Genomic DNA, 14653 nt, shown 5'->3' with positions numbered 1-14653 from the left:
CGGACGACGGCCGCTAGGACGCGTGGGCCGTCGGCGGCCTCGCGGGCAGTGGCACGAAATGCGTGACATCGTTGTCGTGAACGACCAGGGACATCCCCTTCCGTGGTGGTCGGCGTCGGCGCAAGCTGATCCAGTGGTGCAGGGCGCAGGCGGCGGTGGAGGGACCCACGTCGGGCACGTCCACCGCCGGTTCGTCGCGGAAGCCCACCACCGACCCCGACTCGGTGGCCGCCGCCGCGACCGCCGCGCCCGGGTGGTCCGCCAGGGCTTCCTCGACCCACCCCCGCGGGTCGTCGGCCACCTCGTTGTGCACCACGATGTCGGCGTTGTGGCGGACCGTGCGGTCCACCACCGACTCGTCCACGACCAGCATCGGCGCGGGGTCGGTCTCCGGCCGCAGACTGCTGAGCAGGTTCGGGAAGCGCTCCAGGGTGATGTTGCGCGGGAACCGGAGCGAGGCGGTGACGAGCTGGGCCCCGATCGGCCGGCGCGGCTGCGCGCGGTACGTCTCGACCGGCTCCATCGGCGGGGTCGTCGGGACCGGCAGGTCCATCAGGTCGCACAGCACTTGGTGCACCAGCGCTTTGGCCTCGCCCTGACGGCCCAGGACGCGGTCGGTGATCGCTTGGAGGGCCGGGTCGCCGCCGTCCTCCAGCGCGGACTCCACCTGCGGGCGCAGCGGTGCGTCGAGGTCCAGCGCGCGGGCCTTGCGCCACACTTCGGCGTTGGCCGACGATGGGTCCACCTCACAACCGCCGTCGCTGGCCAGCAGCAGCGGTTTCCCCAGTGCGACGCCGTAAAATGTGACTGAGCCGTGGTCGCCGATCACCAGGTCGGCGGCGAGGAGCGCGGCCTGCCAACTGCGGTGCGGCGGGATTGCGATCAGCCCGCACCGGGTGGCGTCGCGGAACTGCTGGGCGACCTCGTACCGCGAATGCGCTTGACTGATGTTCCAGTGCTGCACCAGGGCTACCCGGTAGCGGCCCAGCGGCAGTTCCGCGAGCAGCCGTTGCGGCAGGTCGGGGCCGACCGCCAGGGCCGAGTTCGGGCCCCACGTCGAGGTCACCAGCACCAGCCGCTCGTCCGGCCCGACCCGCAGGGCCTTGCGGTAGCGCTCGCGCAGCGCCATGCTCGCGCGCAACTGGTCCGCGACCGGGTCGCCGATCACGACGCACCGGTCCAGCGCCTCCGGACAGGTCCGTTCCACGAGCGCGAACTGCTCCGGGTGCGAAAGGCCTATCGCCGCCGGAATGACTTCACCCTTGTGGACGAGTTGGCTGCGAGCCACTCCAGTAGGTGAACTTCGCGACTCGGTTGTTTCCGGCACGAGTCTCGGATAGCCCGCGCCGTGGGCAACGGTGAAGATCGGACCGTGGAGTTCGTGCAGAGCGCTGCCGGCGTGTGCGGCGATGATCAGGTGGAATTCGGAGCTGGTCGCGTTGCGCCAACTCAACACGTCGCAGCCCAGGAGATCGAGGTATCTGCGCAGCTCCCGGGCGTACTCGGAACCCTTGTCGATGGTGAACTTGACGGCGGTGCGCTGTCGGGCGAACAGGCCGTCGACCATCTGGAGGAGCCGGTAGAGGGACGTCGGGTTGCGAATGACGAGGAGTACTCGCCATTCCACCGCCAGTGTCCCTCGGCTCATCGGGACCCCCGTCCGCCATGAGGCCGACTGCGTCAGTCCGTAATGTCGGCTTGCATGACGTTACCAAGCAGACGTACGGTTGGCCATATGCCACATAGCAGATTGCATGTGAGCGAACCGGAAGGTGGATCTCTTGGCGCAGGCGAGCAACCCTGTCGTCCAGCAACGCCGTTTGCGCGCAGAGCTGCGAAAGGCGCGTGATCGGGCTGGGCGCACACAACGGGAGGTCGCCGACGCCCTCGACTGGTCCACGAGCAAGGTCATCCGCATCGAAACCGGCGCGGTGAACATCTCCACCACCGATCTCCGGGCGCTGCTTCAGTTCTACGGCGAGCCGACCGACGTCATCGAGGAGCTCGTGCAGACGGCTCGCGCGGGCCGGCAGCGCGTGTGGTGGGACCGGTACAAGCAGAACATCTCCTCGGAGATGGTCACGCTCCTGGAGTTCGAGTCCTCGACGTCGCTGATCAGGCAGTTCCAATCGCTGATCATCCCCGGTCTGCTCCAGACCGAGGAGTACGCGCGCGCGGTCCTGGGGCTGTACTTCCCCGAGGACCAGTTGGAGTACCGGGTGAAGCTCCGCATGGAGCGTCAACGCATCCTCGACGGCGACGACGCCGTGAAGTCGTTCTTCGTCATGGACGAAGCGTCGCTGCGGCGCTGGGTCGGCGGACCGGCGGTGATGCGGGCGCAGTTGCAGCGGCTCAAGGAATGGGCCAAGCGGCCGAACATCTCGATCCAGGTGCTCACCTTCGACAAAGGCATCTACCGCGGTATGCGCGGCAACTTCGAGGTGTTCGAGTTCCCGACCGAGGACCAGGACCACGTGGTGTACCTGGAGTGGCCGGGTGGCGACACCGTCATCCAGAACAACCCCAGGCAGGTCAGCAACTACGTCGAGATCTTCCTCGAGATGGAGGCGCTGGCCACGACACCGGATGAATTCGACGCGCTGGTCGACCGACTGATGGGAGAGATACCGAGCTGACCACACTCCGAACCGCATAACGCCGGCCACCGCGCCGACACCCTATTCCACCTCGCCCGGGACCCGGTGGTGAGAGCGGAGCAGTGCCGCTCGCTCACTCGGCGGTTCTGGCGGTTCATCGTGCGCCGATATTGTGGTGGGCACCTCGTCCAGGTCGGGGCCGTGAGGGAGGGGGTGCCGGTGGGCGCTGCGGACAGTGCGTCGGAGCTGTGGCGGAAAAGCACCTATTCCGAAAACTCCGGATGCGTGGAAGTCTCGTTGACCGCCGTGCGGGCGCGAGTGCGCAATACCCGCAATACTGCGGGTGAACAACTGGCCTTCCCCGCCTCCGCTTGGGCGGACTTCCTGCGGTTCGTCGGCGACCGCTGAACAACGCTGTGGTGGGCGGAGCGGCTAGCGTGTGGGCATGGCCGGGGAGTTGCTGGTCGCGCGGGGTGCTGCCTACCGGTTGCGGTTCGGGGGTGGGGCGGACGGGATTGAGCGGATGGCGGCCTCGTTGGACGGGGTTTCGTTCGCGCCGCACCGCCATGACACGTATGCCGTCGGGTTGACGTTGGCCGGGGTGCAGACCTTCCGGTATCGCGGGGCTTTGTGGCACTGCCTGCCTGGGCGGTGGCACGTGTTGCACCCCGATGAGACCCATGACGGTGGTGCCGGGTCTGAGGATGGGTTGGACTACCGGATCATCTACCTCGACCCCGCCTTGGTGCAGGACGCGTTGGGTGGGCGGGCCTTGCCGTTCGTGGCTGATCCCGTGTTGGAGCCCACGCCGGCGTCGACGGTGGTCGCGGAGTGGTTGGCGGATATCGAGCAGCCGTTGGACGACGTGCAGGCAGTGGAGATGACGACTGCCGTGGTGGACATGTTGACCCAGCACGCACGGCCTGCGCGGCCTGTGGTGGTGGATTTGGGGGCCGTGCGGCGGGTGCGGGAGTTGTTGGTGGACGACCCCGCTCGGCGGCACCCGGTGGCGGAGTTCGAGCGGGTGGCGGGGATGGATCGGTGGGCTGTCGCGCGGCAGTTCCGGGCTGCGTTCGGGACCAGTCCCACGCGGTTTCGGACCATGCGGCAGCTCGACGTCGCTCGGCGGCTGATCCGGGCGGGTGTGTCGTTGGGTGAGGTGGCGGTGGCGGCGGGGTTCGCCGACCAGAGCCACCTCACCCGGATGTTCAAGCGTGCCTTCGGGTTGACGCCCGCGGTGTGGGCGGCGGGCGTGTCACAGGCGGGGGTGTCAGGAGCGGGCGCGGATGGCGTGGGCTACGGCGGCCATGTCTTGAGCGCCGTGGCCCAGGTCGACGGTTTCGCGGAACAAGGCGTGGCAGACGTCCAGGAGGGGTGAGGCGACGCCCTGTGCGCGGGCGGCCTCGGCGATGAGGCGGTTGTTCTTCAGCACGTCCAGGGCGGCGGCCTGGGGTGCGTAGTCGCCGTCGCGCAGTTTCACGGTCTTGGCCCGGGACACCGCGGACGCCATCGGTCCCGCGTCGAGGATCGTGGTGAGGGTGTCCAGGTCCAGGCCGTGCGCCTCGGCGAAGACGTACGACTCGGACAAGCCCGTGGCCAGCGTGATCAGGAACAGGTTCACCGCGAACTTCATCAGCAGCGCACCCGGCACCGGCCCGCACTCGACCACCTGCGCGCACATCGGCGCTAGCACCGGCCGGACGCGGTCGAGCGCCTCCGGATCTCCCGACACCATCGCGATGAGCGTGCCCGCCTCGGCCGGCCCCCGCGACCCCGACACGGGCGCTTCGACGTACGTCCCGCCGGCCGCCGCGATGTCGACGGCCAGGTCCCGGGAGTAGGCGGCGGGCATGGTGCCCATCTGCACGACGGTCCGCCCGCGCACCCGCTCGGCGAACTCCTCCGTGCCACGCGCGAGCACCGCGTCCACGGCGGGTTCGTCGGCCAGCATCAGCACCACGACGTCCGCGCGGGCGAACACCTCGGCGGCACTGGAGGCGACCTGCGCCCCGACCGCTTCGACGGGCGCGCACCGCTCGGGGGTGCGGTTCCAGACGACCAGCGGTCCGGCTTTGGCGAGGTTGACGGCCATGAGCTGGCCCATGAGCCCTAGTCCGATGAAACCGATCACGGGCTGTTTCTAGCTCCGCGGCGAGCCGGTGGTCTTGAACGCTTGTGCGTGCGGTGTGTGCGCCGGACGTATGGCGTGTACATCAACCAGACAACAAGGTCAAGGGGCGCGTGTCGCACGATCGGGTGATGGTGGGTGTGGCACGGGCGGGTGGGGCGGTAGGTTCGGCGTCCGGTTGCCGCGGCGACCGCTGAGGCTCCTCCGCCCGACCGGAGTGGGCGCCTCCAAAGCACGCCGAAGGCGGGCACCGCGACCGACGAAGTCGAGCTGCTCGATCCGAGCATGCCCGGGACATGTGACAGCGCCGGTCGGGCGGCGTTCCCGGAGGGTGTTCGTGTCGAGTGAACTGGTGAGCGTGCCGGCCGCCTACGAGCGCAAGCGCGGCTGGTGCATGGGCGGCAGGCCGAACACGGCGCGCCGCGGCTGGGACCGCGGTGTCACCGACCCGCTGGTGCCCGTCGCCCGGGACCTCGCCCAGCAGGCGCTGGAAGCCGCGTGGCTGTGCGCGTTGGGGCGGACCACGGGCGGTTTCCGCCGGCGCGGGCGGGTGTTGTCGTCCACGCTGGCCGTGCAACGGGTGCGGGTGGACGGCGGCGGCATCGCGCTGGAGGTGCCCGACGCCGCGGTCAACGACGTCCTCGCCGAGGTGCTGCCGTGCGTGGTCGGTGACCACCTGGTCGGCATCCCGGGGCTGCGCCCGGTGCCCGGCCGCAAGCACCTGGACCTGAAGGTGCTCGGCACGTCCGCGAGGGTTCGGCTGCTGGGCGTGTCGAAGGCCCGGTGGCGGCAGGCGGCGGATCGGCTGGGCGGCGTCGGGGAACCGTTGTGGCGCAGGGGAGATCTGCACGACCGCGAGGTGGCGGCGGCCCGCGTGCCCGCCGGGGTGCCGCTCGCCGTGGCCAGCGGTGTGCTGCGGCGGCTGCCGTTGTGGCGCGGCGCGGTGTGGCTGTGTGTGGTGGGGCTGGGAGAGGCGTTGGACCTCTACTGGCGCGGTGGTGCGCCGGGTGACGCGATCGCGGCGATCCTGGGCGACTCGTGCTGCCGGATCCCCGACGTGAACGCGGACGTGTACGACCTGCCGGAGGGCGGGGTGCGAGGTGTGCGGCTGACTCCCTGTGTGGGAGCGCGGCACGGCGAGGAACCGGAGTGGGCGTGGACGCAGTGGCTGGCCCGCAACGCGCCGAAACTGGGCGTGGTGGAGGCCGCGGTGCACACGGGCGGTGAGCCGCCGGTCGGCGTGCTGCCGCACCTGTGGGAGCAGGACGACGTCCGGGACGTGTTGGCGCGTCGGGAGATCGCCCCGCTGTACCGGCTGCTGCTGCGCCAAGGGCTGTCCCTGGACCGGCTGGTGGCGTTGACCGGCCAGTCCCGCGCGGACGTGGCGGCGGTCGTCGCCGGTCGCCCGGTCGAGGACTACGACACCCTCACCCGCATCGCCGAAGGACTCGGCGTCCCCAAGGGCTACATGGGCCTCGCCCACGACGAACCGCCGGCCCGGACGCCCGCCGACGACCGCGACGAGGCCGCCAAGCGCACGGCGTTCCTGGCCTACGCGGCCCGTATCACGGTCGGCGCGACCTTCACCGGCGACTCGTGGGACCGGTGCTGCGACCGCATGCCCGCCTGACCTACCCCTTCCCCGAAAGTAGGACCACCTTGCTCCCAGACTCCGTATTACCCATCGTGCTCGGCGGTTTCCCGGTGTGGATGGTGGTGTTCACCGCGCTGTGGGCACGCGAACCCCGCCGCCGGGCCGACGCCCGGCGCGTGCTCGCCATCGTGTTGCGCTTCCGCCAGGCCTGACACCCGAGGGGGCACCGCCCGGCGGTGCCCCCACGCAGGCTCAGCGGGAGACGTGTTCGGCCAGGCCCGCCACGGTCGGGTGGTCGAACACCGCGACCAGGCGGACGTCCACGCCCAGAGCCCGGCGCATCCGGGACACGATCCGGTTGGCGACCAGGGAGTGGCCGCCCAGGGCGAAGAAGTCGTCGTGGCGGCCCACCGACTCCACGTCCAGGACTTCGCGCCAGATCTCGGCGATCGCGGACTCGGTGTCGGTCAGCGGGGGTTCGACGGCCGACGAGCCGCGCGGCTGGGACACCAGGGCCGCCCGGTCCACCTTGCCGTTGGGCGTGAGCGGCAGGACCGGCAGCTCGACCCACACGTCCGGCACCAGGTACTCGGGCAGCACGGTCGCCACCCGCGCCCGCACCCCGTCCAGCGGCCCGGACAGCACCAGGAACGCCTCCAGCCGCCGGGTGTCGGCCCGGTCCCCGGTGGCCACCACGACGGCGTCGCGCACGGCCGGGTCGTCGCGCAGCGCGGCCTCGACCTCGCCCGGTTCGACGCGGTAGCCGCGCTTCTTGACCTGGCCGTCGATGCGGCCCAGGAACTCCAGCCCGTCGGGCGTCTCGCGGACCAGGTCGCCGGTCGCGTACAGGCGGGCGCCGGGCACCCACGGGTCGGGCACGAACCGCTGCGCGGTCAGCGCCGGGTCGCCGACGTAACCGCGCGCCACGCCGTCGCCACCGGCGAACAGCTGACCTTCCACCGCGGGCTGGAGGTTCTCGTCCAGCACCCGCACGTACGTCCGGTTCAACGGCGTGCCGATGGGCACCGACCCGTCGACCGGCCGCACGTCGTGGAAGGTGGTGAACGTCGTGACCTCGGTCGGCCCGTACCCGTTGACCAGCCGGCACCCCGGCACGGCGGCCAGGAACCGGCGGGCGTGCGCGGCGGACAGCACGTCCCCGCCGACCACGACCTGCCGCAACCCCTCCAGTGCCGCCACGCCCTCGTCGACGACCAGGTGGAACAGCCCGGTCGGGAAGAACGCCGTGGTCACGCCGTGCGACCGCACCAGGTCGCCGATCTCGGCCACCGACGCCTTGCCGGCGGGCGCGACGACGAGCCGGCCGCCATTGGCCAGCGCGCCCCAGATGTCGAAGGTGGCGGCGTCGAAGGACGGCGAGGACAGGTGCAGCATGGTCTCGGCGTCCAGCGACACGCACCCCGGCTTGCGCACCAGCCGCACGATCCCCTTGTGCGTGACCGCGACCCCCTTGGGCTTGCCGGTCGAGCCCGAGGTGAACATGACGTAGGCGAGGTCGTCCGGATGCACAGGCACATCCACCGGACCGGCGGCCTCGGGCAGCTCATCCAACAACACGACCGGCCCGGACAACCGCCCCGCCAACGCTCCTACCGTGATCACAAGCGGCACATTGTCGGTCCCCCGTGAGATCATGGAACCGGGGGCCGGAGGCCGCACCACCGCCCCCAACATGAACTCCAGCCGAGCAGCCGGGTACTCCGGGTCCAGCGGGACGTAGTGGCCACCGGCCTTCAACACCGCCAGCGCAGCCAGCACGAACTCCGCCGACCGGTGCAGGAACACACCGACCGGGTCGCCCGGCCGCACACCGGACGCGATGAGCCGGGCCGCCAGCCCGTTGGCCAGGGCGTCCAACTCGCCGTAGGTCAGCGACCGCTCGGCGGACACGACGGCGACGCGAGAGGGGTGGGCGGTCGCCGCTGCGGCGACCAGGGTGTGCACGTTCATTTCTGGTCCTCGACGGAAGGGAGGTCGGTGATGACGTCGGTGGTCAGGAAGTCGAACCCGGTGCCGTGCAACAACTCGTCCGCCACACCCGCGAAGTCCGGGTCGGAGGAGTCGAGCTGAGTCCACAGCCCGGCCAGGCGCACGCGGGCGGACGCGCACGCGATGTCGGCCAACAAGGCGGTCTCGGGGGAACCGACACGGGCCAGCACCACGGCCATGCCCAGCAGCTCCCGAGCGATGCCGCCCAGCGTGATCACAGTCCGCTGCCGCGCCATCAGCTCGGACCGCTCACAACCCGCGGTCAACCGCGAGCACACCGCCCCGAGCCGCGCGGCCTCGTCGACCAGCACCCGGAAGTGCTCTCGGCACCGCGGCGGCAGCGCAAGATAGTCCACAGTGGACTCAAAGGCGCCCGGAGCCCCGGAGTACCAGGCCTCCAGACCGGCCTCGGCGGACCAGTAGTCCAGCAGGAAGTCCACCCCGCCCGCCACGCGCAGCCCGCGCGCGTCCCGCACGAACCGCTCCACCGGCAGCGGGGGAGCACCGCGTCGGGCCTTGCTGCGCGCGGTCTCGATGCCCTCGCCGCCGAGCAGCCCCACGGTCCGGTCGATCGCCCGCCAGCACGCCAGCGAGGTCAGGTTCTTGGCCGCGGTCAGGTCGGGTCCGGTGTCGGCGCGGTCCTGCCCCAACAACCCCCACGCGACCATGCTCTCCACCAGGAACACGTCCGCCGCGGTCTCGGCGACCCGCCGCTGGATCTCCTCGTAGGAGGCCAGCGGCCGGTCGTCCATGACCCGCCGGGTGAGGAAGTTCCGCTGCCACCCCAGGCACAGCTTGGCGATGGCCAGCGACGGCGAGGCGATGATCAACGTCCGCGCCAGGGTCGCCAGCCGGGCGATCTCGGGCGCGTAACGGGCCTCGTCGACCGACGCGGGCAGCATGTTCTCCGCCGGCACCCGCACGTCGGTGAACCGCAGCACGCCGATCGGCGCGCCCTTGAGCCCCAGGAACTCCTGCGTGGTCACGACCTCGCAGCCGGGGGAGTCGGTCTCGACGAAGAAGTACCGGATCTGCCGGACCCCGTCGACCTCGACCGTGCAGGCCACGTCGAGCAGCTTGGCGAGCGGACCGTTGCCGATGAACACCTTCTCGCCGTTGACCACGTACTCGTCCCCGACTGGCACGGCGGTGGTGTGCCGGCGGTGGTTGGCCGCGCCGTTGGCCTCGGTGTCGGCGCTGCCGGACACGATCCCCGCCCGCACGTGCCGCTCGATGAGCGAGCGCAGCGGCCCGTCCTCGACGATCGGCAGGTACGAGCCGGAGCCGAACCCGTTGCCGATGGCCAGCGACCACGCCACCGCGGGCGACCAACTGGCCACGGCCTCGACCACCCGCATCGCGTTGAACGGCGACAACGCCAGCCCGCCCAGTTCCGGACCCATCAGCAGCTTGTAGAAACCGCCGTCCTGCAACGCGTCGGTCAGACCGGCCGGCAGGACACCGGTCCGGTCCAGCACCTCGGGGTCGACGTGCGCGCGGACCAGCGCGGTGACGGCGGCGACGGCCTGGTCGCCCACCGCCCGGTCGGCGGCGTCCTGGGTCGGGAAGGGACGCAGGAGGTCCCACCGCACCCGACCCAGGAACAGTTCATCGAAGAAGCCCCGCAAGGTCGGCGGCGAGGCGACGGAGGACGTCATCGTGGTGCTCCCGGAAGTAGAAGTGGCCCCCTGCCAACAGGTGCAGCGCGAACGCGCCGGTGGTGTGCCGGTCCCAGCCGGCCAGGTCGGGTTCGGCGACGGTGTCGTCGGCCCCGCCCAGGGCGGTGATGGCGCAGTCCAGGGGAGTGGTGTGGTGGTGGCGGTAGCCGGCGACGATCGACAGGTCCGCGCGCAGCGGCCCGAGGACCATCTCCTGCCACTCGGGGTCGTCGCGGACCTCGGCGGGCAGCGGCCCGAACTGCTCCTCGACGGCGGCGATCAGCCCGGCCTGGTCGAGCCGGTGGGCGGTGTCGTCGCCGACGTGCCGGTGCGGCGCCTCGTGCGCGGACACCAGCAGCCGCTCCGGCCCCGGCCGCCCGAGGTCGCGCAACGCCACCGCGACCTCGTAGGCGACCAGCGCGCCCAGGCTGTGCCCGAAGAACGCGCACGGTCCGGTGAAGTCGACTTCGGCCACGACCGCGCGCACCAGGTCGTCCATCCGCGTGTGGGACGGCTCGTCCAGACGGGTGCCCCGGCCCGGCAGCTGCACGCCCCACACCTCGACGTCGGGCAGGTCGTCGGCCCACCGCAGGAACTCGCCCGCCGACCCGCCGCTGTGCGGGAAGCAGTACAGGCGCAGCCGCGCGTCGGGGCGCTTGCGGCGGCACAGCAGCCAGGGGTTCACCGCTTGGCCTCGATCAGCTTGGCCAGCCCGGCGACGGTCGGCGCGCGGAACAGGTCCCGCACCCCCAGTTCGACGCCGAGGTCGGCGCGGACCATCCCGAGGACCCGGGTGGCCAGCATCGAGTCGCCGCCCAGCGCGACGAAGTTGTCGTCCGCGTCGACGTGCCGCAGCCCGAGGATCGCGCCGAACGCCGCCGCGAGCACCCGTTCCGTGTCGGTGAGCACCGCCTGGGCGGCTTCGCCCTCGACCTCGGGCTCTTCCTCGGCGTCGAGCCGGAACAACTTGCGCTCGAACGGGTACGTCGGCAGGGCGGTCTTGTACGGCCGCTCGGGGTGCAGCGCCGCCCAGTCCACGTCCACGCCCGCCTGCCACAGGCCGCCCAGCGCGTGCAGCAGCACGGCCGGGCCGGGCACGTCCTCGGCGGGGTGCGGCATGCTCGCCACCACGACCCGCTCCGGCGCGGACTGCTGCCGCGCCAGCCCGGACAGCGTCCGCCCGGGGCCGACCTCGACCAGGGCGAGGTCGGCGGGCAGCGCGGCCAGGGCGTCGGCGAACCGGACGGTCTCCCGGAAGTGCGCGCTCCAGAACGCCGGGTCGGTGGCCTCGTCGGCGGTGACGAACCGGCCGGTCCGGTCCGACATCCAGGGGATGACCGGCGGGTGCAGGGTGACCCCGGCGACCCGCTTCTCGAAGCCCGACAGCACCGGCTCCACCAGCGTGGAGTGCGCGGCGGTGCTGATCCGCAGCAGCCGGCCGTCCACGCCGTCCCGGGCCAGCCGCACCCGCAGCTCGTCCACTTCGGACAGCGGTCCGGCGACCACGCACTGCGCGGGTCCGTTGACCGCCGCCAGCGACAGCCCGTCCAGCAGCGGGACGACGTCGGCCTCGGGCAGCGGCACGGCGAGCATCCCGCCCGCCGGGATCGAGTCCATCAGCCGGCCGCGCTCGACGACCAGGCTCAGCGCGTCCTCCACGGACAGCACGCCCGCGACGGCCGCCGCCGCGTACGCGCCCAGGCTGTGCCCGACCACGGCGGCCGGCCGGATGCCCCACGACACCCACAGCTTGGCCAGCGCGTACTCCACGGCGAACACGGCCGGCTGGCCGACGCTCATCGTGGCCAGGCGCTCGGCGTCGCCCCGGAACACCACGTCCCGCAGGTCGATCCCGGGCAGCACCAGGTCCGCGCACCGGTCGAACTCGGCGCGGAACACCGCCTCCCGTTCGTAGAGCTCCCGCCCCATGCCGACGTGCTGCCCGCCCTGACCGGGGAACAGGAACGCCACTCCGGGCGCGCGGTCCGGCACGGGCTTGCTCGCGAGCCGCTGGAACTGTGCGGCAGCGTCGGCGGTGTCTTCGGCGACCACGAAACCGCGGTGGGAGAACGACTTCCGCCCGGTCTGAAGTGTCCACGCCACCTCGGGCAGTGACTCGCCGGCGCCGGCGGGGTCGCCGAGGTGGGCGGCGAGCCGAGCACCGGCCTGGGCGACCGCGTCGGCACTACGAGCGGACACCGGCAGGAGCTGGTGCCCGGTCTCGGCAACGCGCACCCGCGCGGGAGCTTCCTCCAGCACCACGTGGGCGTTGGTGCCGCCGATGCCCAGCGAGTTCACCCCGGCCCGCCGGGGTTCGTCGCCGCGCGGCCACGCCACGGCCTCCGCGCTCACCCGGAACGGCGTCGAGTCCAGCTCCAGCATCGGGTTGGGGGAGCGGAAGTGCACGGTGCCGGGGACCAGTTCGTGGTCCAGCGCCAGCACGGCCTTGATGAACCCGATCACCCCGGCCGCCGCGTCGGTGTGTCCGATGTTGGTCTTCACCGACCCGAGTAGGCAGAACCCGGTCTCGTCCACCGCGAACGCCTTGGCCAGCGCCCGCACCTCGATGGGGTCGCCCACGGGCGTGCCGGTGCCGTGCGCCTCGACGTACCCGATCGACGCCGGGTCGACGTCGGCCAGCTCCAGCGCGGCGCGCACGGCGGCGGCCTGCCCGTCCACGCTGGGCGCGGTGAAGCCGACCTTGCCCGCGCCGTCGTTGTTCACCGCCGACGCCAGGATGACGGCGTGGACGCGGTCGCGGTCGGCGAGGGCGTCATCGAGACGTTTCAACGCGACCACGCCCGCGCCGTCCGAGGCCACGGTGCCCTGGGCCGACGCGTCGAACGCCCGGCAGTGCCCGTCCGGCGCGATGATCCCGGACTCGGGCTCCTCGACGGGGAACGGCACGTGCAGCGTGATGCCCCCGGCCAGCGCCAGGTCGCACTCGCCGGCCAGCAACGCCTGCGCGGCGGTGTGGATGGCCACCAGCGAGGTCGAGCACGCGGTCTGGACGGTCACCGCCGGCCCGGTCAGGCCGAACTTGTAGGACACCCGGCTGGTCAGGAAGTCCACGCCGCCGGCCATCCGGAACTGGAGCTCGGAGGTGTTGGGGAACCGGTGCCGGTGCTGCCGCAGCACCTCGGAGTACCCGGTGTCGCCGCTGCCCCCGTACACGCCGATGGCGCCGTCGAAGCGGGTCGGGTCGCACCCGGCGTGCTCCAGCGCCTCCCAGGCGACCTCCAGGAACACGCGGTGCTGCGGGTCCAGCAGCAGGGCTTCGCTGGGCGCGTAGCCGAAGAAACCGGCGTCGAACCGGTCACCGCCGGCGGGTGTGCGTTCGGTCGACTCGGCGCCGGCGGCCAGGTTGGCCCAGAACCCGGCGAGGTCGGGCGCACCGGGGAACCGGCCCGCCAGGCCGACGACGGCCAAGTAGGGGCTTTCCTCGTTCATGCGGGCACCTCCTGGAGGTCGTGGTTCTTCAGGGACCGCACCGGCGAGAGCAGGGGCGGCAGGACGGACAGCGCGCACACGCCGGCGGCGAGCCACAGCACGGTGCGGATGCCCAGGGGCGCGACCAGCAGGCCGCCGATCACGGCGCCGAGCGGGAGCGTGCCCCACTCGATGAACCGCAGGGTCGCGTTCATCCGGCCCAACAGCCGCTCCGGCGTGGCCAGCTGGCGCATGGTCACGGAGACGACGTTGTAGACCACGACCCCGAGGTAGACGACGAACAACCCGAGCCCGAACGTCCACGCGTCCCCGGCGAGCGGCAGCAGCGCGGCCCCGACGGTGAACAGGACGATCGACCCGATCAGCAGCGGCCCGGCGGGCAGCCGCGCGCTGAGCTTGCCGCTGAGCACGGCCCCGATCAGCCCGCCGGCGTTGCCCACGGCCAGCACGACGCCGATCGCGGTGGCCCCCAGGTGCAGGTCGTCGGCCGCGAACACCACCTGCAACGCCAGGACGGCGGCGAAGGCGAAGTTGGCGGCGGCGTCGGCCAGCGCCAGGGGCCGCAGCACGGGGTGCCGGAGCACGAACCGGACGCCCTCGCCGATCTCCTTGCCCAGGCCCTGCCGCTCGGCCACCGGGGTCGCGGTGTCGCGGCCCTTGACGAACAGCAGCAGGACGAACGACCCGACGTAGCTCAGGGCGTCCACCAGGATCGCCACCGGCGCGGTGACCAGCGCGACCAGCGCGCCACCGGCGCTCGGCCCGGCGAGCTGGGCGAAGGACCGGGAGCCCTCCAGCTTGGCGTTGCCGTCGGCGAGTTGGTCGTCGGAGAGCAGCACGGGCAGGTAGGACATCTGGGCCACGTCGAAGAACAGCGTCCCCAGGCCGACCACGAACGCCACGACGAACAGCAGCGGCAGGGTCAGCGCGTCCAGCAGGTAGGCCACCGGCACCGCGCCGAGCGCGATGGCGCGGGCGGCGTCGGAGATCAGCAGCACCGGACGCTTCTTCATGCGCTCGACCCAGGCCCCGGCGGGCAGGCCGAACAGCAGGATGGGCGCGTACTCGGCGGCGGCCAGCAGGCTGACCTGCGCGGCGGACGCGTCGAGCAGCAGCAGCGCGGCCAGCGGCAGGGCCAGCAGCGTGATCTGCGTGCCCAGCAGGCTCAGGGTCTGCGCGTAGAACAGGTTGCGGAACCCGAGCAGTCGCATCACGG

At 72.0% G+C, this 14653-nt stretch carries 12 protein-coding genes; 5 read left to right on the top strand and 7 right to left on the bottom strand.

Features of this window, described 5'->3' with window-relative positions; genetic code table 11:
• Positions 1 to 13: 13 nt before the first annotated feature.
• Positions 14 to 1648: a hypothetical protein gene (locus tag WBN91_RS15300; protein WP_337724406.1), complete on the bottom strand. Its 1635-nt coding sequence runs from the start codon at positions 1646 to 1648 to the stop codon at positions 14 to 16.
• A gap of 172 nt (positions 1649 to 1820) precedes the next feature.
• Here WBN91_RS15300 and WBN91_RS15295 point away from each other — a divergent pair, with 172 nt between their 5' ends.
• From WBN91_RS15295 to WBN91_RS15285, 3 genes are all read left to right on the top strand, one after another.
• Positions 1821 to 2636 carry a helix-turn-helix domain-containing protein gene (locus tag WBN91_RS15295; RefSeq protein ID WP_337724405.1) on the top strand — a complete coding sequence of 272 codons (816 nt, stop codon included), beginning with the start codon at positions 1821 to 1823 and terminating at the stop codon, positions 2634 to 2636.
• A gap of 66 nt (positions 2637 to 2702) precedes the next feature.
• Complete coding sequence (locus WBN91_RS15290) at positions 2703 to 3005, top strand: DUF397 domain-containing protein (RefSeq protein ID WP_337724404.1); 303 nt, start codon at positions 2703 to 2705, stop codon at positions 3003 to 3005.
• A 37-nt stretch (positions 3006 to 3042) separates the two neighbouring features.
• Positions 3043 to 3975 (top strand): AraC family transcriptional regulator, encoded by a 933-nt coding sequence (locus WBN91_RS15285; protein ID WP_337724403.1) that lies wholly within the window; start codon positions 3043 to 3045, stop codon positions 3973 to 3975.
• Here the strand turns inward: WBN91_RS15285 and WBN91_RS15280 are convergent.
• Positions 3868 to 4728 (bottom strand): NAD(P)-dependent oxidoreductase, encoded by an 861-nt coding sequence (locus tag WBN91_RS15280; RefSeq protein ID WP_337724402.1) that lies wholly within the window; start codon positions 4726 to 4728, stop codon positions 3868 to 3870. The two genes, WBN91_RS15285 and WBN91_RS15280, sit on opposite strands and share 108 nt — an antisense overlap.
• 334 nt (positions 4729 to 5062) lie before the next feature.
• Between WBN91_RS15280 and WBN91_RS15275 the strand changes: the two genes are divergently transcribed.
• The gene (locus WBN91_RS15275) at positions 5063 to 6355 is read left to right on the top strand and encodes a hypothetical protein (RefSeq protein WP_337724401.1); all 1293 of its coding nucleotides are present in this window, start codon (positions 5063 to 5065) and stop codon (positions 6353 to 6355) included.
• Between the two features lie 29 nt (positions 6356 to 6384).
• Positions 6385 to 6531 carry a hypothetical protein gene (locus WBN91_RS15270; protein WP_337724400.1) on the top strand — a complete coding sequence of 49 codons (147 nt, stop codon included), beginning with the start codon at positions 6385 to 6387 and terminating at the stop codon, positions 6529 to 6531.
• Between the two features lie 40 nt (positions 6532 to 6571).
• Here WBN91_RS15270 and WBN91_RS15265 read toward each other — a convergent pair whose 3' ends face one another.
• From WBN91_RS15265 to WBN91_RS15245, 5 genes are read right to left on the bottom strand one after another with little or no spacing between them, the layout of a single operon-like run.
• Entirely contained in the window at positions 6572 to 8290 is a 1719-nt protein-coding gene (locus WBN91_RS15265) for a non-ribosomal peptide synthetase (RefSeq protein ID WP_337724399.1), read from the bottom strand.
• The gene (locus WBN91_RS15260; protein ID WP_337724398.1) at positions 8287 to 9987 is read right to left on the bottom strand and encodes an acyl-CoA dehydrogenase family protein; all 1701 of its coding nucleotides are present in this window, start codon (positions 9985 to 9987) and stop codon (positions 8287 to 8289) included. Before WBN91_RS15260 ends, WBN91_RS15265 begins: the two co-directional genes overlap by 4 nt.
• Entirely contained in the window at positions 9938 to 10672 is a 735-nt protein-coding gene (locus WBN91_RS15255) for a thioesterase II family protein (protein ID WP_337724397.1), read from the bottom strand. The genes WBN91_RS15260 and WBN91_RS15255 overlap by 50 nt, the downstream gene beginning before the upstream one ends.
• Positions 10669 to 13437, bottom strand: a complete 2769-nt coding sequence (locus tag WBN91_RS15250) for a type I polyketide synthase (RefSeq protein ID WP_337724396.1) — start codon at positions 13435 to 13437, stop codon at positions 10669 to 10671. The genes WBN91_RS15255 and WBN91_RS15250 overlap by 4 nt, the downstream gene beginning before the upstream one ends.
• Entirely contained in the window at positions 13434 to 14648 is a 1215-nt protein-coding gene (locus WBN91_RS15245; RefSeq protein WP_337724413.1) for an MFS transporter, read from the bottom strand. The genes WBN91_RS15250 and WBN91_RS15245 overlap by 4 nt, the downstream gene beginning before the upstream one ends.
• Positions 14649 to 14653 lie beyond the last annotated feature (5 nt).

The organism is Saccharothrix sp. CCNWYY140 (genome assembly GCF_037401995.1).
GTDB lineage: Bacteria > Actinomycetota > Actinomycetes > Mycobacteriales > Pseudonocardiaceae > Actinosynnema.
This window is presented reverse-complemented; position numbering and strand designations above follow the sequence as displayed.

What these genes read in the sequence shown, in the direction of transcription:
- WBN91_RS15300 (WP_337724406.1), bottom strand. Translation starts at nt 1,648, where the DNA reads ATGAGCCGAGGGACACTGGCGGTGGAATGGCGAGTACTCCTCGTCATT.
- WBN91_RS15285 (WP_337724403.1), top strand. Translation starts at nt 3,043, where the DNA reads ATGGCCGGGGAGTTGCTGGTCGCGCGGGGTGCTGCCTACCGGTTGCGG.
- WBN91_RS15265 (WP_337724399.1), bottom strand. Translation starts at nt 8,290, where the DNA reads ATGAACGTGCACACCCTGGTCGCCGCAGCGGCGACCGCCCACCCCTCT.
- WBN91_RS15260 (WP_337724398.1), bottom strand. Translation starts at nt 9,987, where the DNA reads ATGACGTCCTCCGTCGCCTCGCCGCCGACCTTGCGGGGCTTCTTCGAT.
- WBN91_RS15250 (WP_337724396.1), bottom strand. Translation starts at nt 13,437, where the DNA reads ATGAACGAGGAAAGCCCCTACTTGGCCGTCGTCGGCCTGGCGGGCCGG.
- WBN91_RS15245 (WP_337724413.1), bottom strand. Translation starts at nt 14,648, where the DNA reads ATGCGACTGCTCGGGTTCCGCAACCTGTTCTACGCGCAGACCCTGAGC.